The sequence below is a fragment of the Caballeronia hypogeia genome (assembly GCF_001544875.2).
GTDB classification, from domain to species: domain Bacteria; phylum Pseudomonadota; class Gammaproteobacteria; order Burkholderiales; family Burkholderiaceae; genus Caballeronia; species Caballeronia hypogeia.
The window spans coordinates 231,362-255,532 of sequence record NZ_FCOA02000006.1 but is presented as its reverse complement, the minus strand read 5'-3'; the positions used below and the strand labels follow the sequence as shown (position 1 = coordinate 255,532).

Below are 24,171 nucleotides of genomic sequence, written 5' to 3'. Positions count from 1 at the left end.
CGCGTACGGTCGGCTGGATCGCGCAGTGGAACGAGATGATTGCCGATCCCGAGCAGAAGATCGGTCGTCCGCGTCAGTTGTTCATCGGAGAGGAAAAGAGGACGGTCGCCTGAACCGCGCTTTTTTCAGCGGCTGCAATTTCGGCGCGCCGTGAGACGGAGCAATCCTTCTGTCTCACGGCGCGCCGTATTCTTTTGCTCAGTCCGCGGCGCGTGGCGCGTCATTCATGCTCGCGCTCTTTTGCGCCCTAACCATGTCGCGATTGACGCATCCGGACGTCGAATTTGCATATCGTAAATTTCCGATATATACTTCGCTCCAAGACGATTCGGAAGGCTCGCGTTTTCCGGCGTCAGACGCACGAGCAACGAAATGGACATCGACGCAATTCACAAGGCCCTCGCCAACCCCCTTCGCCGCGAAATTCTCGAGTGGCTGAAGGACCCGGAGCGGCATTTCCCGAATCAGGAACTGCCGTGGGCGCATGGCGTCTGCGCGGGTCAGATCGATGGGCGCTGCGGTATGTCGCAGTCAACCGTTTCCGCGCATCTCGCGACGTTGCACAAAGCCGGTCTCGTCACCACGAAGCGCGTTGGACAGTGGGTGTTCTTCAAGCGCGACGAAGCGGTGATCCAGGCGTTCCGCGATTCCATCGGCGATCTCTGAGCGTTTGTATCGATCGTTCCGTGACAGACCGCTTTCAACTTAATTAGGATGCCAATTCATGTCGACTCTCTTCGATCCGCTTCAGCTAGGCGCACTCACGCTCAAGAACCGCATCATCATGGCGCCGCTGACGCGTCAGCGCGCGGGCGTCGAGCGCGTGCCCAACGCGTTGATGGCGCAGTACTACGCGGACCGCGCATCGGCCGGTCTGATTCTCAGCGAGGCGACCTCGGTGACGCCTCAAGGCGTCGGTTATGCCGACACGCCGGGCATCTGGTCCGACGAGCAAGTGGAGGGCTGGAAGCTCGTAACCAAGGCCGTGCATGACGCGGGCGGCAAGATCTTCCTGCAACTGTGGCACGTGGGCCGCATCTCCGATCCGGTGTTCCTGAATGGCGAACTGCCGGTCGCGCCGAGCGCGATCGCGGCGGGTGGACATGTGAGCCTCGTGCGTCCGCAGCGTCCGTATGTGACGCCGCGCGCTCTCGAACTCGATGAAATCGCCGGCGTGGTCGCCGCCTATCGCAAGGGCGCGGAGAATGCGAAGCGCGCGGGCTTCGACGGCGTCGAAGTGCACGGCGCGAACGGCTATCTGCTCGATCAGTTTCTGCAGGACAGCACCAACCAGCGCACCGACGCCTACGGCGGCGCCATCGAGAACCGCGCGCGCCTGCTGCTCGAGATCGTCGACGAATGTATCGATGTGTGGGGCGCGGATCGTGTGGGCGTGCATCTCGCGCCGCGCGCGGATTCGCACACCATGGGCGACAGCGACCGCAGCGCGACCTTCGGCCATGTCGCGCGCGAGCTGGGCAAGCGCAAGATCGCATTCATCGCGGCGCGCGAGCGCGAGGGCGAGGACAGCCTCGGACCGCAACTGAGGAAGGCGTTCGGCGGCGTGTATATCGCCAACGAAGGTTTCTCGAAAGAGAGCGCCGAAGCGATCATCGCGCGTGGCGACGCGGATGCGGTGGCGTGGGGCAAGCCCTTCATCGCGAATGCCGATCTGGTGCGCCGCTTCGAAGTGGACGCATCGCTCAACGATTGGGATACGGCGACGTTCTACGCGCCGGGCGCGAAGGGCTATACGGACTATCCGTTGCTCGAAACGACCGAGTAATCGTTTCGCAGTCGGCGGCATCAAGCAAAAACAGCGGCTTCGGCCGCTGTTTTCATTGGGTAACCGGGTGATGTCACGAGACCTTCAAAAAAAATCGGACCGCTCGATGCGGCCCGATTCCTGTCGCTCACACGGTACTGCTTAGAACTTGTGGCGGATGCCGACGCGGAACGCGAGCTGGTCGTTTTCGCCCAGTCCCGAGGTGCCGAAGTAGCTCGACGACGACGAACCGATCGAAGCCTGGTTCTCGACGCCGCGGTTCGAACCCGAAGCCTTTTGATAGATGCCGAGCGCGTACACATCGGTGCGCTTCGACAGCGCGTAGTCGACGCTTGCATCGACCTGGTTCCAGTGACCGCTCTGATTGCCGGTCATGTTCAGGTACGAGTAGCCGAGGCCAGCCGACAGCGCCGACGTGAACGAGTACTTGCCGCCGATATCGAACGCGTTGAGCTTCGAGCTTGCGCCGTTGATCGGTTCGAACAGCGTGTTGGTCCAGAGGCCGAACACGGTCGCCGCACCGAACGCGTAGTTCGCGCCGACGCCGAACGTGCGCAGATCCTTGCCGGCGTTGGCCGTGCCCATCGTCTGGATGTTCGCCACGGCCGTGCTGAATGCCGGCGACGCTGCCGCCGGGTAGCGGATGTCCGTGTACGCCGCGCCGATGCCGAGCGGACCTGCCTTGTAGTTCAGGCCGAAGCTGTAAGCGCGCGACGAACCTGCCGTCGTGGTCGTGCCGACGGTCGTGTTCGGCGAGCCCGCGAACGCGCCTGCCTGATTCGAGAAGCCGTACATTGCGCCGAACGTCACGCCGTAGAAGCTCGCGCTGCTGAACTTGACGGCGTTGTTGATGCGGCTCGACGTCAGTTGGTCGACGTCGTTCATGTGGTACGCGTAGTTACCCGCGAGCGTCTGGCCGCCGATCGAGTAGTTGCTGCCGAGGTAGTCGGTCGAGAACGAGTATTGACGGCCGAAGGTCAGCGAGCCGACGTCGTTCTTGGCGATACCGACGAATGCCTGACGGCCGAACATCGCGCCGCCCTGGCCCAGCGTACCGGTGCCGCTGTTGAAGCCGCTCTCCAACGTGAAGATCGCCTTCAGGCCGCCGCCCAGGTCTTCCGAGCCCTTCAGGCCCCAACGGCTGCCTTGCGCGACGCCGTCGTCGTACTTGACGAGCGAGTCGCCGGCGCGCGTCGTGCTGGTCGAACTGTTGTTCACGTAGCTGATACCGGCGTCGATGATGCCGTACAGCGTGACGCTGCTTTGCGCTTGCGCGGACGTGGTGGCGAGGGCGGCGAATGCTGCGAGCGCGGCGGTCGCCAGAATGTTCTTCTTCAAAGTAATGCTCCGTGAGTTGATTCGCGGTGTGGTCTTGTTGACGGTGTCGGTGTTGCGTCGCGCTCTGACGGCGCGTGGCTGCGACCGGCGCAAATGTAGCGATTGCCGAAGAAAGAAATGTGACAACGCTTTCAGGCCGCTTGCGGTGTGTCGTATGCACAACAGCTCTGGCGAAACGGCGGCGCTTGTGCGTTCCGCGCATGGGATGCCATGCTCTCGGTTCCTCAAACGCGAGCGAGATCATGGACGAAACGGGAATCCGCGAACTGGAAGGGCGCCTGAAGAAGGCGATGGTGGCGTCGGACGTCGAAGCGCTCGACGCGCTATTGGCCGACGACCTGAGCTTCGTCGATGCAACCGGCAAGGTGTGGACCAAGGCCGACGATCTGAACGGGCATCGCTACGGGATGCAGCGCATCGAGAAGCTGGAAGTGGAGGATCAGAGCGTGCGCGTGTACGGTGCGTTCGCGATCACGGTCACGCGCGTGGTGCTTTCCGGGACCTTCGCGGGCGCCCCGTTCGCGGGCAGCTTGCGCTACACGCGAACCTGGGGCGATATCGGCGGAACATGGCGCGTGGTGGCCGCGCAATGCGGCCTCGCGCCTTTTTGATTCAAAGACTTACGCCGACAGCAACGAGCCCGTGCGATAAGCCTTCGCGCCCGCGATGCGCGCGACTTCGAGTCCCGCCGTCGCGAAGCGCGTGATGTGCCTGGCGTACATCACGCCCGAGGTCGTGCACTTGAGCGTGGTGACGACGTCGGTGAGCGGATCGACGATATCGGCGATAGGCGTGCCCGCCTCGATGAACTCGCCCACGGGCGCGCGGAACACCAGCACGCCCGACGCGGGCGCCACGATCGGCTCGGCGCCCGCGAGCGGCGTCGCCGGATGCTCCAGCGGCGGCTGCTCCGGTACGGGCGCGTCGATCACGCCGCGGTGAGTCAGATAGTTGACGATCGCCTGCGCGTCTTTCTCGGCGAGTTCGTAGGACACGTCGTGCTGGCTGCGCAGTTCCACCGTTACCGAAATGCCGCCATTTGGAATCGGGAAGCGCTCGCCGTAACGTTGGCGGAGATCCGACCAGCAGAAGCTGTGAATCTCGTCGAACGGATTGCCCACCGAATTCAGCGCGAGCAGTGACGCCTTGGCGTCGAGATAGCGCGCGAGCGGTTCGACCTCGTCCCAGATGTCCGGATTCGTGTAGAGGTGCAGCGCGGCGTCGAGGTCGCAGTGCAGGTCGAGCACGACATCGGCGTCGAAGGACAGCTTTTGCAGCGCGAGGCGTTGCGATTCGAGTTCGGTGTGCGGCGTCTGCTCGTCGAGCGCTTCCCTCATCGCGGCGCGCACGGCGAGCTTGTTGGCCTCGGCGTCCTTGCCGAGACGCGCTTCGATGCGCGGCGCGATCAGCGCGGCCAGATCGTAGAAATTGCGATTGAAGTTGTGGCCGCTGTTGGTCTCGAAACGGCCCATCAGGGTGCCGTGCAAATGTTGCGAAAGGCCTATCGGATTGGGCACGGGCACGATCACCACTTCGCCGCGCAATTTGCCGGCGGCTTCGAATTCGGCCAGATGCCGGCGCAGACGCCACGCGACGAGCATGCCGGGCAGTTCATCCGCGTGCAGCGAGGACTGGATATAGATTTTCTGGCCGCCGCCCGGGCCATAGTGGAAGCTCGTGATGTTGCGGGAAGTACCGAGCGTTGGCGCGATGAGGGAGTGAGTTCTGGTTTGCATAGTGGTCGCGCGCACGCGAATGCGCGGGTCTTGCCTCTGGAAATTGCCGGGCGCCGCGGTGTCTCCGTCCGCGGGCGTCCTGCAGGACTGCCGGACGTTCGATCTTAGCCGAAATCAGCAGGCCGCGAGCCCGGACGGCCCGTCCAAAAGGAAACGGGCTCCGCGCCTTGCAGCGCGGAGCCCGTTCTCAGCCTGTCCTGTCCTGGCGTGATCGGCTTAGCCGCCGTACACGTCGAAGTCGAAGTACTTCTTCTCGATCTTCTTGTACGTGCCGTCCTTGATGATGTCGGCGATCGCCTTGTCGATCTTCGCCTTCAGGTCGGTGTCTTCCTTGCGCAGACCGATGCCCGCGCCGTTGCCGAGCGTCTTCGGATCGTCGAGATCCTTGCCGGCGAAGTCGAAGCCCGCGCCGCGCGGCGTCTTCAGGAAGCCGATTTCGGCCTGCACCGCGTCCTGCAGCGCGGCGTCGAGACGGCCCGAGGTCAGGTCGGCGTAGACCTGGTCCTGGTTCTGGTACGGCGTGACCGTCACGCCCTTCGGCGCCCAGTAGGTCTTCGCGTAGGTTTCCTGGATCGTGCCCTGTTCGACGCCGACGTTCTTGCCCTTCAGGCTTTCAGCCGTCGGCAGGATGTTGCTGCCCTTCTTGGCGACGAGGCGCGTCGGGGTGTTGAAGAGCTTGCTCGAGAAGGCGATCTGCTCGGCGCGTTGCGGGGTCATGGACATCGACGAGAGCACGCCGTCGAACTTCTTCGCCTTGAGCGCGGGGATCATGCCGTCGAAATCGTTCTCCACCCACACGCACTTCGCCTTCAGACGTGCGCAGATCTCGTTGCCGAGGTCGATGTCGAAACCGACCAGCTTGCCGTCGGAGCCCTTCGACTCGAACGGGGGGTAGCTGGCGTCGACGCCGAAACGGATCGTCGAATAATCCTTCGCCTGGGCGGCCGTGACGGCGGTCAGCGACGTGGCGGCGAGGAGGGACATCGTCAGTGCCGCGAGCAGTTTCTTCACTGTTTTAACTCCAGAGGGTGGTCAGTACGGCCCGGAAGGTCTCGTATCCGGGCGCCCGGTGCGTCGTTACGCGCCGGAACATGAGTATTCCGCGGATCGTGTCCGCTCAGAATCGGCAGAAGGTTACCAAGCCAAAAATCCTGGGGAGCTAGTGAAACCACGGATAGCGGCGGCTTTAGAGCTTTTCTTCACGTGGCTTGTCAACTCTGGCTCTTGCGCAATGGATGATCCTTCAGGAACCACGACAGCGCAAACGCCAGAACGGCGATGCACGCGGCGACCAGATAGACCGTGTGCATCGAGCTGGCGAACGCGTGCAGGTAAACGTCACGTAAGGCGGGCGGCAGATGCGCGACCGTCTGCGGTCCGAGCGCTTGCGGCAACTCCGTGCCGGCAGGCAGGAGCGCTTCGAGACGGTTGCGCAGACTGTTGCTGAAGATCGCGCCGAACGCCGCCACGCCGACCGAGCCGCCGATCGAGCGGAACAGCGTCGCGCTGGAGGTGGCGACGCCCATCAGCCGGAATTCGACCACGTTCTGCACGGCGAGCACGAGCACCTGCATGACCATGCCGAGGCCCAGACCCAGCAGCGCCATATAGAGATTCATGGTCCACAGCGGCGTGTCGAGGCTGAGCGTGGAGAGCAGCAGCATCGCGACGGCGACGAGCGCCGTGCCAGCGCGCGGAAAGAAGCGATACTTGCCGATCTTGCTGATGACGCGCCCGCTGACGATCGACGACAGCAGCACGCCGCCCATCATCGGCGTGATCTGCAGGCCGGCTTGCGAGGGCGTCGAGCCCTTCACGACCTGCAGATACAGCGGCAGGAACGTCACCGCCCCGAACAGCGCGCAGCCGACGATGAAGCCGATCAGCCCCGCCAGCACGAAGGTGCGCTCCTTGAAGAGCGAGAGCGGCATGATGGGCTCGGCGGCGAGCCGTTCCTCGTAGACGAAACCGCCGAGACACACGAGCCCGAGGAGGAGCGTGCACCAGAGCTGCGGCGAGGTCCACGGCAGCAGTGTGCCGCCTTCGCTCGTGAACAGGATGATGCACGTGAGCGCCGCCGCCAGAAAGCCCGCTCCCATGTAATCCACGCGATGATTCACGTGGGCGCTGTGCGGCTTGAACACGAGCTGAATGACCGCGAGCGCGATCACGCCGAGCGGCAGGTTGATGTAGAAGATCCAGCGCCACGACAAATGCTCGACCAGAAAGCCGCCGAGAAGGGGGCCGACGACCGTTGCCAGGCCGTAGACGCCGCCGAAGAGTCCCTGAAAGCGGCCGCGATCGGCGGGCGGAATGACATCCGCGATGGCGGCCATGGTGATGACCATGAGTCCGCCGCCGCCGAGGCCCTGCAGCGCGCGCAACGCGATCAGCTGCGTCATGTTTTGCGCGACGCCGCAGAGGATCGAGCCGACGAGGAAAATCACGATCGACGCCTGGAGCACGACCTTGCGGCCGAACTGGTCGCCGAATTTGCCGTAGAGCGGCACGACGATGGTCGAACTGAGCAGGTAGGACGTGACGACCCACGAGAGATTTTCCAGCCCGCCGAGATCGCCGACGATGGTCGGCAGCGCCGTCGACACGATTGTCTGGTCGAGCGCGCCTAGCAGCATGACGAGCAGGAGCGCCGTGAACAGCAACCCGATGGGCGGCTTCGACGCGAGGCCGGTTTCGCCGGGCTCCGGGCCCGCGACGGCAGTTTGGTGCAAAGATGTCATTTTGTCTGAGGGCGCTGGCGGCGCCGTGCGCAAAGTGAAATGGAGCGTCTTTCGATCCGGCGCGGACTCAGTGGCCCGGGTTTGGTCGGATTGAAATTAATTAACGTTGAAGTTAATATAATCGTTGGCCGTCACGTAGTCAATTTTCGGAATGACAAAAGAATCTGTTGAAGACGTCGCCTCCGGCGCCGAGCCGGTGCAGAAGCGCCCCGGACGACGCCCCGGACGTCCGAGCGGCGCGCATGGCGAGCAGGCGCGCGCGCGATTGCTGGATATCGCGCTGGAAATGTTCGCGCGGCAGGGCATCGGCGAGACGACGCTCGGTGCGATCGCGCGTGAGGCGGGCGTCACGCCGGCGATGGTCCACTATTACTTCAAGACCCGCGACCAGTTGGTCGACATGCTGATCGACGAGCGCTTCGTTCCTTTGCGCGCCGAACTGGGGCGTGTGTTCAACGATCCGGATTCCGAGCCCGTCGATACTTTGCGCGCGTTCGTGGAGACGCTCGTGGCGACAGTGGACCGGTATCCGTGGTTCGCGGCGCTCTGGGTGCGAGAGATGATCAGCGACGGCGGACTGCTGCGCCGGCGCATGGCGGAGCGTTTTGGCGACGAGCACAAGGAACGCGCCATCGAGCGCATTGCCGTCTGGCAGAAGGAGGGGAAGCTGAACCCGGCGCTGGAGCCGTCGCTCGTGTTCGCGTCGTTGTTCGGGCTGACGGTGTTTCCGCTCGCCACGTCGCGCTGGCGCGGGGAGGGCGGGCGCGCGATCACGTCCGGGCAACTCGCGCGGCACGTCGTGGCGTTGCTGATGAACGGGATTCAGCCGTATTGAGCGTGAATGTCCACCGTAGCGCAGTCCGACTTGCAGTCCGCTCGCCAGATGCTAATACCGCGAAAACGGTTCCCATTCCTGCGTGTTTGGATTCTGTATGCCAGAATCCGCAGGACGTACCTCATCGGCGGCGAAGATTCGAATATGTCCGAGACGCTCAACACAGTCGATGCAGATCATGCGATGCGAAACTGGACGTACCGGTCGGCGGGGCGGATTCCGATAGGCTCGGATCTGCACAAGCGCATGTTCTGCGAGATGCTGCTGACGACCCACAATCCGTACAAGCCGGCCGTCATCGACTGGCCGGAGCTCGAGCCGGCCGCGCTCAGGCGCGTGACCTCGCTGCCGATCTGGGATATCGCCGTGCAGACGGAAGGGCGCGCGTCGATTCGGGTTGCCACCTACGCGGGCACCGTCGACGACCCGCAACTGCGCGAAGCCTTGCGCATGAACGGCGGCGAGGAAGCGCGCCACAAGCTGGTGCTGTCGAAGCTGGTCGAGGCATACGGCATCGAACTCGCGCCTGAACCACCGTATCCCGCGCCCGACGATCCGCTGCGCGCGTGGATGCTGACGGGCTATAGCGAATGCATCGACAGTTTCTTTGCGTTCGGGCTGTTCGAGGCGGCGCGCCAGTCCGGATATTTTCCCGAGGAACTGGTCGAGACTTTCGAGCCGGTGATTCAGGAAGAGGCGCGCCACATTCTTTTTTTCGCGAACTGGGTCGCGTGGTACCGGCGCAGTTTGCCGTGGTATCGCAAGCCCTGGTTTCTCGCCAGGACCGCGAGCGTCTGGTTCTCGCTGATCCGTGACCGCATTTCTCTCGCGCGCGGCTTCGACAGCAAAGGCGCGGCGCAGGACGCGAATTTCCCGGCAAATGTCGGCGATTCGGTCGCGGGCGATGTGTCCGTGCGTTCGTTGATCGAAATCTGCCTCACGGAGAACAATCGCCGCATGGACGGTTATGACGCGCGCCTGCTGCGTCCGACCACGGTGCCAAAACTCGCGCGACTCGCGTTGCGCTTCATCGGGAAGTAGGCTTCTCGCGCGTGGCGCTCGTTTCGAAGCGCCGCGACGCTTCCTCGACGTCCTGCCTGAACTGCGCGAGCGCCGCCAGTTCGACATTCGGCGGCTGGAGCGCCGCCCACAGCACTTCGACCAATTCGTTCGCCGTCGTCTCGATCTGAGTCTGACTCAGGCGGCGCTTTGCGAGCGTGGCGTCCCACAGCACGTGCTCCATCGGCCCGAAGACGAGCGAGCGCAACAGCCGCAGCGGCACGTCGCCGCGCACATGCCCGAGCGTCTGACCGCGCGCGAGCACGTCCATCAGCGGGGCGGTGTAGCGGCGCTGCAATTCCGTGAGCGTGTCCGAGAGGTCGTGCTGCTTCGTGCGGCCTTCCGACAACACGAGCGCGCACAGCCCGGTGCCGTTCATCAGCATGAGCCGCATGTGCGTTCTGACGATGAACGCGAACTGCTGCCGCACCGAGCCATCGCGCGGCAGGCCGGTTTCGAACGCGTCGATGATTTCGTCGTACCAGTCGGCGATCACGCGCGCGCACAACTCACGTTTGCCGCTGAAATAGCTGAACACCGTGGCTTCCGAAATGCCGGCCCGCTGCGCGATCTCGGCGCTCGTCGCGGCGTCGTAGCCCTTTTCGGCGAAGACGTCACGCCCTGCTTGCAGAATGTCCTTCACGCGCTGCTGCGATTTGACGCCCGCCGGCGTGCGGCGGCTGGTGCTGGTTTGCGTGGACATGGCGGAAATGCGTGGAAAATAAATGTGAGCGTAGCTCAAAAATATATTGACGGCTAGCCGATTTGAGCGTGAAATTGCCCCATCCTGTGGATTGCGGCCCTGTGTGAGTGAAGCTCATTTTTCAGGGTGCGCCAAAAAACATCGCCTTTGGAGGAGACGAACCCATGAGCAACGTACCCGGCCTGAATTTCGCGTTGGGCGAAGACATCGACATGCTGCGCGACTCGCTCGCCAATTTCGCGGCCAAGGAGATCGCGCCGCGCGCGGGCGAAATCGACCACACCGACCAGTTCCCGATGGACCTGTGGAAGAAGTTCGGCGATCTCGGCGTGCTCGGCATGACGGTCTCGGAAGAATACGGCGGCTCGAACATGGGCTACACCGCGCACATGGTCGCGATGGAGGAGATCTCGCGCGCGTCGGCGTCGGTAGGGTTGTCGTATGGCGCGCATTCGAATCTGTGCGTGAACCAGATTCATCGCAATGGCACGGAAGCGCAGAAGCAGAAGTATCTGCCGAAGCTCGTGTCCGGCGAGCATATCGGCGCACTCGCGATGAGCGAGCCGAACGCGGGATCGGATGTCGTCAGCATGAAGCTGCGCGCCGATGAAAAGGGCGATCACTACGTGCTCAACGGCACCAAGATGTGGATCACCAACGGCCCGGACTGCGACACGCTCGTCGTCTATGCGAAGACGGATATCGAAGCCGGTCCGCGCGGCATCACGGCGTTCATCGTCGAGAAGGGCATGAAGGGCTTTTCCGTCGCGCAGAAGCTCGACAAGCTCGGCATGCGCGGCTCGCACACCGGCGAGCTCGTGTTCGAGAACGTCGAAGTGCCGAAGGAAAACATTCTCGGCCAGCTGAACGGCGGCACCAAAGTGCTGATGAGCGGCCTCGACTACGAACGCGCCGTGCTCGCGGGCGGCCCGACCGGCATCATGCTCGCGTGCATGGACGCGGTCGTGCCGTATATCCACGACCGCAAGCAGTTCGGTCAGGCGATCGGCGAATTCCAGCTCATTCAGGGCAAGGTCGCCGACATGTATTCCACGCTGCAGGCGTGCCGCGCGTATCTGTACGCGGTCGGCCGGCAGCTCGACACACTCGGCGTCGGTCATGTGCGCCAGGTGCGCAAGGACTGCGCGGGCGTGATTCTCTACACCGCCGAAAAAGCCACCTGGATGGCCGGCGAAGCCATTCAGGTTCTGGGCGGTAACGGCTATATCAACGAGTATCCGGTCGGCCGTCTCTGGCGCGACGCGAAGCTCTATGAGATCGGCGCGGGCACGAGCGAAATCCGCCGCATGCTGATCGGTCGCGAACTGTTCGCCGAAACGGCTTGAGGGCGCGCGTCATGGCGATCATCGAATCGAAACTGAATCCGCGCGGCGAGGAATTCCGCACCAATGCGGCGGCGCTCGAAGCGCTCGTCGCGGACCTCAAGGAAAAAGTCGCGAAGATCGCGGAAGGCGGCGGGCAGGCCGCGCGCGACAAGCACGTCTCGCGCAACAAGCTGCTGCCGCGCGACCGCATCGCGCAACTGCTCGATCCGGGCACGCCGTTTCTCGAGCTGTCGCAACTCGCGGCTTACGGCATGTACAACGACGACGCGCCGGGCGCAGGCATCATCACGGGCATCGGCCGCATCGCGGGGCAAGAGTGCGTGATCGTCTGCAACGACGCGACCGTGAAAGGCGGCACGTACTATCCCGTCACCGTGAAGAAGCATTTGCGCGCGCAGGAAATCGCCGAGCAGAACCGCTTGCCGTGCGTGTATCTGGTCGACTCCGGCGGCGCGAACCTGCCGAATCAGGACGACGTGTTTCCCGATCGCGATCACTTCGGCCGCATCTTCTACAACCAGGCGAACATGTCGGCGCAGGGCATCGCGCAGATCGCCGTCGTGATGGGTTCGTGCACGGCGGGCGGCGCGTATGTTCCGGCGATGAGCGATGAATCGATCATCGTGAAGAATCAAGGCACGATCTTTCTGGGCGGCCCGCCGCTCGTGAAAGCCGCGACGGGCGAAGAAGTCAGCGCCGAAGATCTCGGCGGCGGCGATGTGCATACGCGCTTGTCCGGCGTCGCCGATCATCTCGCGCAGAACGACGCGCATGCGCTCGGCATCGCGCGCAGCATCGTCGGCAATCTGAATCGCGTGAAGACGCCGCCGGTCGCGTTGAAAGAGCCGCTGCCGCCGCGTCATGACGCGCAAAGCATCTACGGCGTGATTCCCGTCGATACGCGCAAGCCTTTCGACGTGCGCGAAGTGATCGCGCGCATCGTCGACGATTCCGCGTTCGACGAATTCAAGGCGCGCTACGGCACCACGCTCGTCTGCGGTTTCGCGCATATCTGGGGGCATCCGGTCGGCATCGTCGCGAACAACGGCATTCTGTTTTCCGAGTCGGCATTGAAGGGCGCGCACTTCATCGAACTGTGCGCGCAACGCAAGATTCCACTGGTGTTCCTGCAGAACATCACGGGCTTCATGGTCGGACGCAAGTACGAGAACGAAGGCATTGCGCGCAATGGCGCGAAGATGGTGACGGCTGTCGCCACCGCCAAGGTGCCGAAGTTCACGGTGATCATCGGCGGCTCGTTCGGCGCGGGCAACTACGGCATGTGCGGCCGCGCGTATTCGCCGCGCTTCCTGTGGATGTGGCCGAATGCGCGCATCTCGGTGATGGGCGGCGAACAGGCCGCGTCCGTGCTCGCGACGGTGCGGCGCGACGGCATCGAGAAGAAGGGCGGCGCGTGGTCGAAGGAGGAGGAAGAAGCGTTCAAGGCGCCGATCCGCGATCAGTACGAGGCGCAGGGTCACCCGTACTACGCGAGCGCGCGTCTGTGGGACGACGGCGTGATCGATCCTGCTCAAACCCGCGACGTGCTCGGTCTCGGCCTCGCCGCGACGATGAACGCCCCCATTGAAGACACGCGCTTCGGCGTGTTCCGGATGTAATGCCATGTTCAACAAAATACTGATTGCGAATCGCGGAGAGATCGCCTGCCGCGTCGCGGCGACGGCGAAGCGCCTGAACGTCGGCAGCGTTGCTGTGTATTCCGACGCCGATGCAAAAGCCAAGCACGTCGATGTCTGCGACGAAGCGGTGCATGTCGGCGGATCGGCCGCATCCGAAAGCTATCTGCGCATCGAGCGCATCGTCGAAGCGGCGAAGCAGACCGGCGCGCAAGCCATCCACCCTGGCTATGGCTTTCTCTCGGAGAACGAGGAATTCGCCAACGCGTGCAAGAAGGCGGGCATCGAGTTCATCGGACCGCCTGTGGAGGCGATCAGCGCGATGGGCTCGAAGGCCGCCGCGAAAGCATTGATGCAATCCGCGTCCGTGCCGCTCGTGCCGGGTTATCACGGCGACGATCAGGCCCCGGCGTTGCTGCAGCGCGAAGCCGACGGCATCGGCTATCCGGTGCTGCTTAAAGCCAGCGCGGGCGGTGGCGGCAAAGGCATGCGCGTGGTCGAGAAGAGCGAGGATTTCGCGGCCGCGCTCGCGTCGTGCAAGCGCGAGGCGGCGTCGAGCTTCGGTAACGATCGCGTGCTGATCGAAAAGTATCTGCTGCGCCCGCGACACGTCGAAGTGCAGGTGTTCGCCGACAAGCACGGCAACGCCGTCTATCTGTTCGACCGTGACTGTTCCGTGCAGCGTCGCCATCAAAAGGTGCTGGAAGAAGCACCCGCGCCCGGTCTCGCCGATGAAACACGCCGCGCGATGGGCGAAGCCGCGGTCGCGGCGGCGCGCGCGGTGAATTACGTCGGCGCGGGCACGGTCGAGTTCATCATGACGCAGGACGGCCAGTTCTACTTCATGGAGATGAACACGCGCCTGCAGGTCGAGCATCCGGTGACGGAGATGGTGACCGGGCTCGATCTCGTCGAGTGGCAATTGCGCGTGGCTGCGGGCGAGCCGCTGCCGTTGAATCAGGACCAGCTGAAGGTGCGCGGTCACGCGATCGAGGCGCGCATCTACGCGGAGAATCCGTCGCGCGGTTTTCTGCCGTCGACCGGCACACTCAAGCATCTGAGCATGCCGCACGCGGTGGAGTTCAGCATCGACGGCGACGTGCGGGTGGACAGCGGCGTGCGTCGCGGCGATTCGATCACGCCGTTCTACGATCCGATGATCGCGAAGCTGATCGTGCACGGCCGCGACCGCCGCGACGCGCTCGCTCGCATGGCGCGCGCGCTGGCGGAGTGCGAGATCGTCGGCTTGTCGACGAACGTGGAGTTCCTGCAGCGCATCGTGAAGAGCGAGCCGTTCTCGTCGGGCGATCTCGACACGGGGCTGATCGAACGTCATCACGACGCGTTGTTCGCGCCGTCATCGGTATCGCGCAACAAGGCGCTCGCGCTCGCCTGCGCGGCTTTGCTCACGCGCGAGGGCGGCGAGGCGCACGGCCATTCGCCGTGGGATGCGCTGTCGCACTGGCGCATGGCGGGCGGCTATAGCCAGGATCTCAACTGGCGCGCGGTGGGCTCGGATGAAGCGTTGAAGGTCGTATACACGAAGAATGGCGAAAAGCGCCTGCGCGTGAACGATGAAAGCGCGCGCTTCGGCTGGTCGCATAGCGGCGAGACGTCATTCGCCGTGCAACTCGATGAAGCGCTCGTGAAAGGCCACGTCTTCACCGATGGCGACATCTTCCACGTCTTCCTCGAAGGCGCGGCGTTCCAGTTCGAGTGGCAGAACCTGATGGCCCACGCGGGCGACGCCGAGCACGAAGGACGCCTCACCGCGCCGATGCCCGGCAAGGTGATCGCGGTGCTGGTGGAACCGGGCGCATCGGTGGAAAAGGGCGCGCCGCTGATGGTGATGGAAGCGATGAAGATGGAGCACACGATTCTCGCGCCTTCGTCGGGCAAGATCGGCGAGATTCTGTTCGAAGTCGGCGATCAGGTCGCCGACGGCTCGCAGTTGCTGGTGCTCGAAGCGGAGCAGGCGGCTTGACGGTGTAACGCGGCCTAACGCTTCTTCTTGCCCGGCGCGCCGAGCAGCGTATCCTCGCTCTCGGCGCGCACCAGAATCTCCACTCTGCGGTTCAACGCGCGGCCCTGCGCCGTGCCGTTGCTGGCAATGGGCCGCAGATACGCCACGCCCTGCGTCGTGATGCGCTGGGCGGGCACGCCGCGCGCGATCAGCGCCTGCGCGACGGCTTCGGCACGTTCCGTCGACAGCTTGCGGTTATAGCCGAGCGATCCTTCGTTGTCGGTGTGACCTTCGATCAGGATGGGCTGCATGCTTCGCTTGAGCACTTGCGCCGCACGGTCGAGCATCGGCGAGTTGCGGTCGCGCAGGACCGATTCGTCGACATCGAACAGCGGCGCTTCGGGAAGCCGCATCTCCACACCGCCCTTGACCGGCAGCATCGTGATGCCGTATTGCACGTTCAACTGGTCTTCTTTCGACCGGTTGAGACCGCTCGAACATCCCGCGAGCAGCGCGAGCGTCATGCATGCCCCGATCGTTTTGCGCGAAGCTTCTGCCTTCATTGCAAGGTCCCTTCCTGCGTCGATACAGAGCTTCGATTATAGGGAGCGCGAAACGAATTCTTGTAAATAAGATTGCAGTGGACGCACGCGGGAACGGGAATGGTTCGTGCGCGGCTACAATGCAGTCGGACGTTCCCCTGCCGCAATTTCCTTACAGCGAGGCGCTCCCGCTCATGCCGATCCAGCCGCACAAGGACATCTCGCCGGACTCCAACGAACGCACGCGCAAGATGCAGCGCACGGCTTCCGTGGCGCTCCATGCGGTGCTCGTGCTGGTTGCGCTTTACACCGCGCGCACCTTCATACCGGCCGTGGTCTGGGCGAGCGTCATCGCCATCGCGCTGTGGCCGGCGTTTCGCTGGCTCGAACGGCGGCCCGTGTTCAGCCGGCATCACACGTTGCTCGCGGTCGGGCTGACGGCGGCCATTGGCCTGCTTTTCGTGGTGCCGATCTTGGTCGTCGCGGCGCAGACGGTGGCCGAGGCGCACGACATGCTCGACTGGTTCCACGAAGTGCTGCGCACCGGCATTCCGATGCCCGCGTTCATCGAGCATCTGCCGATGGGCGCATCGCAGGTCGCGCACTGGTGGGAGAAGAATCTGTCGACGCCGCTCGAGGCCTCGCCCGCGGTGAAGAACCTGCACAGCGCGACGGTCGTCGCGATGACGCGGCATTTCGGCGGGCGCGTGGTGCATGGCTTGGTCATCTTCGGCTTCATGCTGATGACGCTCTTCTTCGTCTTCCTGGCCGGCTCGAAACTCGGCGAGCAATTGCTGACCGGCTCACGCCGCGCGTTCGGTGCGGACGGCGCGGCGCTGGTGCGGCGCATGGCCGAATCGGTGCGCAGCACGGTGGTCGGGCTGGTCGTCGTGGGGCTGGGCGAGGGCGCCTTGCTGGGCGGCGCGTATGCGATCACCGGCGTCCCGCATGCGACGCTGCTCGGCATGCTCACCGCCGTCGCGGCGATGCTGCCGTTCTGCGCGCCGATCGTGTTCCTCGGCGCGGCGCTGTGGTTGCTCGCTCAAGGGTCGATGATCGCGGCGGCATGCGTCGCCGTGTTCGGGATGATCGTCGTGTTCGTGGCGGAGCACTTCGTGCGGCCGGTGCTGATCGGCGGATCGGCGCGGCTGCCGTTCCTGCTCGTGCTGTTCGGGATTCTGGGCGGGGCGGAGACGTTCGGGCTGCTTGGCCTGTTTATCGGACCGGCGTTGATGACGATACTCGTCGTGCTCTGGGGCAATTGGGTCGACAACCGGAGTTAGCGCTTTCAGCGCTTACCCCGGTGTCGCGTCGAATGCGCCGTGGCGCGTTCGACGTCCGACGCATAACGCGCGATCACACAAATACAGCCGAGGGCGTACGTCGCGATCACGCAAACGGAACTGACCTACTTCCCCCGCTCCTGCACACAAACCCAAGGCGACAACACCACCGCCCACAATTCCGGATCGCGCGCGGCGAGATCGGAGGCGGTTTCAGCCTGCATGCGTTCCACGAGACCGGCGGAGAGCCATTGCGTGACCTGCTGCTTGTCGTCGTTGGCGACCGCTTCCGCGACGCTCACGAGATCGAGATCGCCCTTCACCCAGATGAGCTTGCCTTGCGCGAAAAAGCGTTCCAGCTCGGACCAGCCGATCTGGGCGGTTTCAGCGAGGAGCTTGACGTAGAGGGGGCTGGGCGTGGGAGCGTCGGACATGAAAAAAGGGAAGGCAAAGAAGAAAACGAAAGGCGTCCGACACTATAACGCAGTGCTGGACGCCTTCGTTTCAAACTACCGCTGCGAGAAACGTGACAGACCTTACAGGTCGAAGAAAACGGTTTCGTTCGGGCCGCGCAGATGCACGTCGAAACGATACGTCGTGCCCGACGCGCCCGGCGTGGCCGATCCACCCGTCTCGCGCTTGGCGACCAGCGTATGACGGCGCTCGGCCGGCACGCTCTGCAGGACGGCGTCCTTCGCGTTGGCGTCGGTTTCGTCCTCGAAGTAGATGCGCGTGTATGCGTGCAGCAGCATGCCGCGCATCAGCACGATGACGTCGATGTGCGGCGCGGCGTCGTCGGCGGTGGCGCCGGGCTTCACCGTGTCGAAGATGAAACGGAGCTTCGGGTCCGTGCCCGTGCCGCAGCGGGCGAAGCCGCGAAAGCCCGATTCGCGCGCTTCCTGCGCGGACTGCACATAGCGGCCGCTCGCGTCGGCCTGGGCGATTTCGATCAGCGCGTCGTTGACGGGCTTGCCTTCGGCGTCGTACACATTGCCGACGATGGCGATATGCTCGCCCGGCACTTCACGATCCGCCGCCGACGCGGTGAACAGGCTCTTCAGATCGAAGTTGTACTGCTCCGGAACGAGGCCGTAAGCGAAGTACGGTCCGACGGTCTGCGAGGGGGTTTGTTTCAGCGTGGTCATGTTCGTCCTTACTCCGTCGGCGTTTGGTCCGGGCCGCGCAGCACGATGTTGAATTCGTAGCCGAGCGCGTAGTTTTCCTGCGTCGTGTCGATCGAGAAGGCTGAAACCAGACGCTGGCGCGAGTGTTCCGGAATGCCCTGATAGATCGGATCGAGGTCGAGCAGCGGGTCGCCGGGGAAGTACATCTGCGTGACCAGACGCGAGCCGAAATACTCGCCGAACAGCGAGAAGTGGATGTGCTGCGGACGCCACGCGTTCGGGTGATTGCCCCACGGATACGCGCCCGGCTTGATCGTCATGAAGCGATAGCGGCCTTCGTCGTCGGTCAGGCAGCGGCCCGCGCCGAGGAAATTCGGGTCGAGCGGCGCGTCGTGCTGGTCGGCCTTGTGCACGTAGCGGCCGGCGGCGTTCGCCTGCCACACTTCCACGAGCGTGTTGCGCACCGGACGGCCGCCTTCGTCGAGCACGCGACCCGTCACGATGATGCGTTCGCCGAGCGGTTCGCCATTTTTCGCGGCGTTGCGCGTGAGGTCGTTGTCGAGCACGCCCAGATCTTCAGCACCGTACACCGGCACGCGACGGTTGCGCAGGTTTTCCTTCAGCGGAATCAGCGGCAGTCCCGGGCTGCGCAGGACCGACGAGCGATATCCCGGCGACAGATACGGCGGATGGGATTCCCAATCACGCGGTGTGAGGATCGGTGAAGTCATGTCGACTGTCTCCTGTAATTGTGGGAGTTGAATAGGATGTTTCTGACGGCTACTTTATAGAACGCCGCAAGTTATGGAAAATGATGTTTTGTGCCATCTTGCATAACGGAACGTCATGGATACCGACTTCACCAACACGCGCGTCAAGTTCCGGCATTTGCAGTGCTTTCTGGCGGTGACGCAGCTCGGCAGCGTGCAGCGCGCAGCCGATAGCCTGTCGATCACGCAGCCCGCCGTATCGAAAACGATCGGCGAACTCGAATCCATTCTAGGCGTGCGTTTGTTCGAGCGCGGGCGGCGCGGCGCGGTGCCGACGCGCGAGGGCCGGCTGTTCGCGCCGCATGCGAGCGCCTGCGTGGCGTCGTTGCGCGAGGGCGTGGACATGCTCTTGCGCGAGCGCGGCGATGTGCCGGGGTCGGTTTCCATCGGCGTGCTGCCGACCGTCGCGCCGGTGCTGCTTTCGCCCGCGCTGACGACGTTCCGGCAGCAATGGCCGGCGGTGTCGCTGTCGGTATGGACCGATTCCAACGCGCTTCTGCTGGAAAAGCTCAAGGCGGGCGACGTCGATCTCGTCGTCGGACGATTGTCCGAGCCGGAAGCGATGCACGGGCTGTCCTTTGAGCAGATCTATCGCGAGCCGCTCGCCGTGGTCGTGCGCCGGGAACATCCGCTGACGCTCGAGACGCCGCTCACACCCGCGCTGCTCGCGCGCTTCGTGATCGTCGTGCCGCCGTTCGGCACGCTGATCCGGCAGTCGGCGGAAAGCGTGCTCACCGCGTTTGGCGCGCATGCGCTGACGGCGCTGGTTGAAACTTTGTCCGTGTCAACCGGGCGCGCGCTCGCGATGAACAACGACGCCGTGTGGTTCGTGCCGGCGGGCGCGGTCGAGCAGGACATCGCGCTCGGACTGCTCGCCGCGCTGCCTATGCCATTCGCCGGCACCGACGAGCCCATCGGCCTGATCCGCCGCAACGACGCGGCGCGCACGCCGGTCGAAGAAGCGCTGGTCGACGCGCTGCGGGAGGCGGGCCGCTCGCGCGCGAACAGCAAATGAGCTATGCCCAAATGGCGGATGACGGGACGCGGCGCGCAAGTTGCTTAAAAGCGCATATCGCATTTGCCGCGCAGGTTTTCCGGGAAAGAAATACTATGACGAAAAGCAGCGAGAAACGGAGTGACTGCAACAAACGCGCGCGGCCGCGGTCACATCCCACGATGCCCGGACTTGTCCAGGACACAGAAACGCGCGCGGGCTCCGTATCGATCATGTTCGCAAGATGAAGACCGTACTGCTCGTCGACGACGACCCCGCCACCATCGAAGCCTGGACCCTCTGCATGCAGGATGCGGACTGCAACGTCCTGTGCGCGTTCGACGGCAACGTCGCGTTATCGATACTCGGCGCGAACAAGGTGGACATCGTCGTCTCCGACTGGATGATGCCGGGCCTGGGCGGCGCGCTCTTGTGCCAGACCATGAAAAACGATTCCGCGCTCGCCCACATTCCCTTCCTGATGATTTCCGGGCATCCGAATCCGCCCGCGTTCGTGAGCTACGACGGTTATCTGCGCAAGCCCGTCGATATGGAAACGCTGATTTCCGCAGTGAATCGATTGTGCGCCGCCGCGAAGAAGCGGCCGCTTTGAGCAACGCTTTCTCGCTGCCGGCGCGTCAGCCTGCTTCGCCCAGCAGCCAGTCGCGGAACGCCGCGAGTCGTCGCAGCGTCGCGCACTCGGGCCGGTACACGACGTAGTACGCCAGCGCCGACGTCATCCGCAAATCAGGAAACAGGCGCACCAGCCTGCCCGCCGCGATGTCATCGCGCGCCATCACGCTGCGCGCCAGCGCAATGCCGTTGCCGTCGATCGCGGCCTGCAGCACGGCCGCCGAATTGTTGATCTTCATGCCGCGATCCGCCGCCGCGCGTCCGACGCCCGCGTGCGCGAACCACGCCTGCCACGACACGAAGCCCGACTGGCTATCCACCGAGAGATCGTGGATCAGCGTCTCTCCTGCGAGATCGGCGGGCTCCCGCCATCCGCCGTGCGCGAGCAGCCGAGGCGAACATACCGGATAGATTTCCTCGTCCATGAGCTTTTCGGCGGTGAGGCCGGGCCAATTGCCTGTACCGTAACGCACGCCGATATCGATGCCCTGCGCGGCGAAATCGAGCAGCTTGAGGCTCGTGTCGAGGCGCACGTCGGTATCCGGCCAGCCGTCGTGAAAGCGGTCGATGCGCGGCAGCAGCCATTTCGCCGCGAACGCCGGACTCACGGTAACCGTCAGCACGCCGTCCGCCGAACCTTCCTTGAGGCGTTCGAGGCCGAGACTCAGACGGTCGAAACCGGCGCGGATATCGGGAAGCGCGCGCTGTGCGAGTTCTGTCGGCACGAGGCGCGCGCGCCCACCGGTTCCGCGATGAAACAGCGCGACGCCGAGCCATTCCTCCAGCCCGCGCACGAGTTGCCCGACCGCTGCGGGCGTGACGTTCAGTTCGGCCGCCGCCGTGGAGAAGCTCTGATGACGCGCGCTCGCCTCGAAGGCGCGCATTGCGTTGAGATAGACGGGCGTTTTCATGTTGGAAAGTTTTTCTTTATATGGCGGGAAGAATATCTGATTTGCCGGTACCTGCACCTGTCGCCAGAATCATTGTCATGAAGAACGCATTCCGCGTCTTCGGCGCAATGGAAATTCTGCAAATGTACGATAGTTTTTCTTCTAAAGTCGCGATCGTCACCGGCGGCGGCTCGGGTATCGGAAAGGAAGTGGCGAAGCGTCTGGTCGAAGCGGGCGCGAGCGTCGTGATCGGCGGACGGGAAGAGGCCAAGCTGCGGCGCGCGGCGTCCGAAATCGATCCGGACGGCGCGAAAGTCCGGTTTCACGCGGGCGACATCGGCCTGCCCGCGACGGCATCCGCGCTCGTCGATCTGGCGCGCGAGGCATTCGGCGGCGTCGACATTCTCGTGAACAACGCCGGCGTATTCAGCCCGAAGGCTTTTCTCGACGTCACCGAGTCCGAATACGACGGGTTCCTCGACACCATCCTCAAAGGCAAGTTCTTCATGGCGCAGGCCGCCGCCCGCGCGATGCGCGAGCGCGGCGGCGGTGCCATCGTACAGACCGGATCGCTGTGGGCGTTGCAGGCGATCGGCGCGACGCCGTCGGCCGCGTATTCGGCCGCGAACGCGGGTGTGCATGCGCTCACGCGCAATCTGGCGATCGAACTGGCGTCGGCGAACATCCGCATCAATACGGTCGCGCCGGCCGTCGTGGAGACGCCGGTGTACGGCACGTTCATGTCGGCCGATCAGGTGAGGGAAGTGCTGCCGACCTTCAACGCGTTTCATCCGCTGGGCCGTAACGGCCAGCCCGCCGATGTCGCCGAGGCGATCCTGTTTCTCGCATCGGAACGCGCGTCGTGGATCACGGGAACGGTGCTGCCGGTCGATGGCGGCGTGATGGCGGGCCGCCAGGCCTGAAACACGCGCCTAGCGCAGTTCGGCCAGCGCCTCGTCCATTTGCCTCTGGGCGAGGCGATTCAACTCTTGCGCAATTTCGAACTCTCGCGGCAGGCACGGCGTGACGATCACGCGAATATGCCCGCCGCGATCCGGCCAGCCCTTCGCGGGCCACACCTTGCCGGCGTCGTGCACGACCGGCACGACCGGCACTTTCGTCGCGCACGCGAGGCGCACGCCGCCCGAGGCCAGCTTGAGCGGCGCATCGTGCGCGACGCGCGTGCCTTCGGGGAAGATCACCACGGTGTCGCCTTTCTTCAGCCGCGCGGCGCATTCGCGCGTCACCGCCGTGTGCGCCTGACGGATCGAGCCGCGATCCAGACTCACCATGTCGAGGCCACGCAGCACCCAGCCGAAGAACGGGATGTTCATGAGCTCGTGCTTGAACACAAAGCTGATGCGGCGCGGAAAGAGCGCCATGAACGAAAGCGTCTCCCAGGTCGACTCATGCCTCGACAAGATGATGCACGGCCCTTCCGGCAAATGTTCAAGCCCCTCGATCGAGCACGTCACGCCGGTGATGACGCGCATCATCGCGACCATTGCGCGGCACCAGAGCTTCGCGAGCGCATAACGCCCGTCGCGGCCGACGAACGGAAACAGCGGCAGGATCAGGATCGACCAGACGATGCCGCTGCCGAGCAGATAGGTTGCAAAGAGCCACTTGACGAGGGTGCGGCGCATCGGGATTCGTGAGATGACAGGTGGGTGACGAACGGCGGGAATCCGCAAGCATAGCGTATCGGGCAAAACGCGCCGGAGACGCGGTGTGCGCCGCGCAGCATGCGATGTCATGGAAGCGATGCAACAATGGACCCCGACGAAACACATCCCGCAAGGAATCAGCGCAATGAATACACAAACGCCGCAGAACTTCGACGAAGGCATGCTCGACGTAGGCGACGGTCATTCCATCTACTGGCGCGCACAAGGTCCGCGCGACATGCCGGTCATGCTGGTCGTGCACGGCGGCCCCGGCGGCGCGATGAACGTGAAGTGGGCCGAGGTGCTGGAGCAGGACAAATGGCGCATCGTGTTCTTCGATCAGCGCGGCTGCGGCAAGTCCACGCCGTTCGGCAAGCTGGAACATAACGGCATCGACGCGCTCGTCGGCGATATCGAAAAACTGCGCGCCGCGCTGAACATCGAACAATGGGCGATCTTCGGCGGCTCGTGGGGTACGACGCTCGGTCTCGCGTACGGCGTCGCGCATCCGGAGCGCTGTCTCGGCTTTCTGTTGCGCGGCGTCTTTCTCGCGCGCAGCGAGGACATCGACTGGTTTCTGTGGGACGTGCGTCGCGTGTTTCCCGACGCGCATCGCGCGTTTCTCGACGCCATCGAGGCGGCCTGCGGCAAGCGCCCGACGAATGCGCGCGACATCCTGCAATTGACCGAAGCGCCGCTCGCGCGTTTCGACGAGGCGGGCACGCGGCTCGCGCGCGCGTGGACGCTGTACGAAACCACGCTTTCGGTCGTCAACAAACCGGAGAAGCAGCCCGCCGAAGAGGAGAAGCGTCCGAGCGCCGAAGCCAATGCCGCCGCGATCTCGATGGCGCTGCTCGAACGGCATTACATGGCGAACGAACTGCCGCCCATGCCACTGCTGTCGCTCGTCGCGCGCGTCGCACATTTGCCTTGCAGGATCGTGCATGGTCGCTTCGACATGGTCTGCCCGGCCGATCAGGCTTTCGCGCTCGCGGCGAGCTGGCCGGGCGCGGAGCTCTCGGTCGTCGACGCCTCGGGCCACTGGACGTTCGAGCCGGGCAATCTGGCGGCGTTGCGCGCGGGCGCGGCGGCGCTGGCGAATGCGGTCGCGCAGACGGTCTGAA

24 protein-coding genes are annotated in these 24,171 nt (G+C 64.1%); 13 read left to right on the top strand and 11 right to left on the bottom strand.

All coding sequences use genetic code 11. From position 1 onward, the window contains the following. Positions 1 to 372: 372 nt before the first annotated feature. Entirely contained in the window at positions 373 to 666 is a 294-nt protein-coding gene (locus AWB79_RS12965; protein ID WP_061167819.1) for an ArsR/SmtB family transcription factor, read from the top strand. Between the two features lie 58 nt (positions 667 to 724). After that, positions 725 to 1,786 carry an alkene reductase gene (locus tag AWB79_RS12960; RefSeq protein ID WP_061167818.1) on the top strand — a complete coding sequence of 354 codons (1,062 nt, stop codon included), beginning with the start codon at positions 725 to 727 and terminating at the stop codon, positions 1,784 to 1,786. A 141-nt stretch (positions 1,787 to 1,927) separates the two neighbouring features. Here the strand turns inward: AWB79_RS12960 and AWB79_RS12955 are convergent, their stop codons facing one another. Beyond that, a complete protein-coding gene (locus tag AWB79_RS12955) occupies positions 1,928 to 3,124 on the bottom strand; it encodes a porin (RefSeq protein WP_061167817.1) in 1,197 nt (398 codons plus the stop codon). A gap of 242 nt (positions 3,125 to 3,366) precedes the next feature. Here AWB79_RS12955 and AWB79_RS12950 point away from each other — a divergent pair, with 242 nt between their 5' ends. Continuing rightward, complete coding sequence (locus AWB79_RS12950) at positions 3,367 to 3,735, top strand: nuclear transport factor 2 family protein (protein ID WP_061167816.1); 369 nt, start codon at positions 3,367 to 3,369, stop codon at positions 3,733 to 3,735. Positions 3,736 to 3,744: 9 nt separating this feature from the next. On the opposite strand, the gene AWB79_RS12945 is transcribed toward AWB79_RS12950, so the two are convergent. From AWB79_RS12945 to AWB79_RS12935, 3 genes are all read right to left on the bottom strand, one after another. Then, positions 3,745 to 4,860, bottom strand: coding sequence for a succinylglutamate desuccinylase/aspartoacylase family protein (locus AWB79_RS12945; RefSeq protein ID WP_061167815.1), 1,116 nt, complete (start codon positions 4,858 to 4,860; stop codon positions 3,745 to 3,747). Between the two features lie 216 nt (positions 4,861 to 5,076). Beyond that, positions 5,077 to 5,871, bottom strand: coding sequence for an ABC transporter substrate-binding protein (locus AWB79_RS12940; RefSeq protein ID WP_061167814.1), 795 nt, complete (start codon positions 5,869 to 5,871; stop codon positions 5,077 to 5,079). A 200-nt stretch (positions 5,872 to 6,071) separates the two neighbouring features. After that, positions 6,072 to 7,601, bottom strand: a complete 1,530-nt coding sequence (locus AWB79_RS12935) for an MDR family MFS transporter (RefSeq protein WP_061167813.1) — start codon at positions 7,599 to 7,601, stop codon at positions 6,072 to 6,074. Positions 7,602 to 7,752: 151 nt separating this feature from the next. On the opposite strand from AWB79_RS12935, the gene AWB79_RS12930 reads away from it, so the two are divergent. Then, positions 7,753 to 8,436, top strand: coding sequence for a TetR/AcrR family transcriptional regulator (locus AWB79_RS12930; protein WP_061167812.1), 684 nt, complete (start codon positions 7,753 to 7,755; stop codon positions 8,434 to 8,436). A gap of 144 nt (positions 8,437 to 8,580) precedes the next feature. Continuing rightward, entirely contained in the window at positions 8,581 to 9,477 is an 897-nt protein-coding gene (locus AWB79_RS12925; RefSeq protein WP_061167811.1) for a ferritin-like domain-containing protein, read from the top strand. Here the strand turns inward: AWB79_RS12925 and AWB79_RS12920 are convergent. Then, a complete protein-coding gene (locus tag AWB79_RS12920; protein WP_061167810.1) occupies positions 9,464 to 10,198 on the bottom strand; it encodes a TetR/AcrR family transcriptional regulator in 735 nt (244 codons plus the stop codon). The two genes, AWB79_RS12925 and AWB79_RS12920, sit on opposite strands and share 14 nt — an antisense overlap. A gap of 164 nt (positions 10,199 to 10,362) precedes the next feature. Between AWB79_RS12920 and AWB79_RS12915 the strand changes: the two genes are divergently transcribed. The 3 genes from AWB79_RS12915 to AWB79_RS12905 are packed head-to-tail and all read left to right on the top strand — an operon-like array spanning position 10,363 to position 15,165. Continuing rightward, positions 10,363 to 11,544, top strand: coding sequence for an isovaleryl-CoA dehydrogenase (locus tag AWB79_RS12915; RefSeq protein ID WP_061167809.1), 1,182 nt, complete (start codon positions 10,363 to 10,365; stop codon positions 11,542 to 11,544). Between the two features lie 11 nt (positions 11,545 to 11,555). After that, positions 11,556 to 13,163, top strand: coding sequence for a carboxyl transferase domain-containing protein (locus tag AWB79_RS12910; RefSeq protein WP_061167808.1), 1,608 nt, complete (start codon positions 11,556 to 11,558; stop codon positions 13,161 to 13,163). 4 nt (positions 13,164 to 13,167) lie between these two features. Then, a complete protein-coding gene (locus tag AWB79_RS12905; RefSeq protein ID WP_061167807.1) occupies positions 13,168 to 15,165 on the top strand; it encodes an acetyl/propionyl/methylcrotonyl-CoA carboxylase subunit alpha in 1,998 nt (665 codons plus the stop codon). A 14-nt stretch (positions 15,166 to 15,179) separates the two neighbouring features. Here the strand turns inward: AWB79_RS12905 and AWB79_RS12900 are convergent, their stop codons facing one another. Beyond that, positions 15,180 to 15,707: an OmpA family protein gene (locus tag AWB79_RS12900; protein WP_061167806.1), complete on the bottom strand. Its 528-nt coding sequence runs from the start codon at positions 15,705 to 15,707 to the stop codon at positions 15,180 to 15,182. 173 nt (positions 15,708 to 15,880) lie between these two features. Between AWB79_RS12900 and AWB79_RS12895 the strand changes: the two genes are divergently transcribed. Then, positions 15,881 to 16,969, top strand: a complete 1,089-nt coding sequence (locus tag AWB79_RS12895) for an AI-2E family transporter (RefSeq protein WP_061167844.1) — start codon at positions 15,881 to 15,883, stop codon at positions 16,967 to 16,969. A 125-nt stretch (positions 16,970 to 17,094) separates the two neighbouring features. Here the strand turns inward: AWB79_RS12895 and AWB79_RS12890 are convergent, their stop codons facing one another. From AWB79_RS12890 to pcaH, 3 genes are all read right to left on the bottom strand, one after another. Continuing rightward, positions 17,095 to 17,403 (bottom strand): DUF2288 domain-containing protein, encoded by a 309-nt coding sequence (locus AWB79_RS12890; RefSeq protein WP_061167805.1) that lies wholly within the window; start codon positions 17,401 to 17,403, stop codon positions 17,095 to 17,097. A 102-nt stretch (positions 17,404 to 17,505) separates the two neighbouring features. Next, the gene (pcaG, locus tag AWB79_RS12885; protein WP_061167804.1) at positions 17,506 to 18,114 is read right to left on the bottom strand and encodes a protocatechuate 3,4-dioxygenase subunit alpha; all 609 of its coding nucleotides are present in this window, start codon (positions 18,112 to 18,114) and stop codon (positions 17,506 to 17,508) included. Positions 18,115 to 18,122: 8 nt separating this feature from the next. Beyond that, positions 18,123 to 18,824, bottom strand: coding sequence for a protocatechuate 3,4-dioxygenase subunit beta (gene pcaH, locus AWB79_RS12880; RefSeq protein ID WP_061167803.1), 702 nt, complete (start codon positions 18,822 to 18,824; stop codon positions 18,123 to 18,125). Positions 18,825 to 18,939: 115 nt separating this feature from the next. Between pcaH and pcaQ the strand changes: the two genes are divergently transcribed. Further along, positions 18,940 to 19,878, top strand: coding sequence for a pca operon transcription factor PcaQ (gene pcaQ / locus AWB79_RS12875; protein ID WP_061167802.1), 939 nt, complete (start codon positions 18,940 to 18,942; stop codon positions 19,876 to 19,878). A 223-nt stretch (positions 19,879 to 20,101) separates the two neighbouring features. Next, a complete protein-coding gene (locus tag AWB79_RS12870) occupies positions 20,102 to 20,470 on the top strand; it encodes a response regulator (protein ID WP_063963488.1) in 369 nt (122 codons plus the stop codon). Positions 20,471 to 20,495: 25 nt separating this feature from the next. On the opposite strand, the gene gcvA is transcribed toward AWB79_RS12870, so the two are convergent. Then, positions 20,496 to 21,401: a transcriptional regulator GcvA gene (gene gcvA, locus AWB79_RS12865; RefSeq protein WP_061167800.1), complete on the bottom strand. Its 906-nt coding sequence runs from the start codon at positions 21,399 to 21,401 to the stop codon at positions 20,496 to 20,498. 77 nt (positions 21,402 to 21,478) lie between these two features. On the opposite strand from gcvA, the gene AWB79_RS12860 reads away from it, so the two are divergent. Continuing rightward, positions 21,479 to 22,303: an SDR family NAD(P)-dependent oxidoreductase gene (locus AWB79_RS12860; RefSeq protein ID WP_510183484.1), complete on the top strand. Its 825-nt coding sequence runs from the start codon at positions 21,479 to 21,481 to the stop codon at positions 22,301 to 22,303. A gap of 9 nt (positions 22,304 to 22,312) precedes the next feature. On the opposite strand, the gene AWB79_RS12855 is transcribed toward AWB79_RS12860, so the two are convergent. Then, entirely contained in the window at positions 22,313 to 23,026 is a 714-nt protein-coding gene (locus AWB79_RS12855; RefSeq protein ID WP_061167799.1) for a lysophospholipid acyltransferase family protein, read from the bottom strand. Positions 23,027 to 23,192: 166 nt separating this feature from the next. Between AWB79_RS12855 and pip the strand changes: the two genes are divergently transcribed. After that, entirely contained in the window at positions 23,193 to 24,170 is a 978-nt protein-coding gene (pip, locus tag AWB79_RS12850) for a prolyl aminopeptidase (RefSeq protein ID WP_061167798.1), read from the top strand. Position 24,171: the final 1 nt, after the last annotated feature.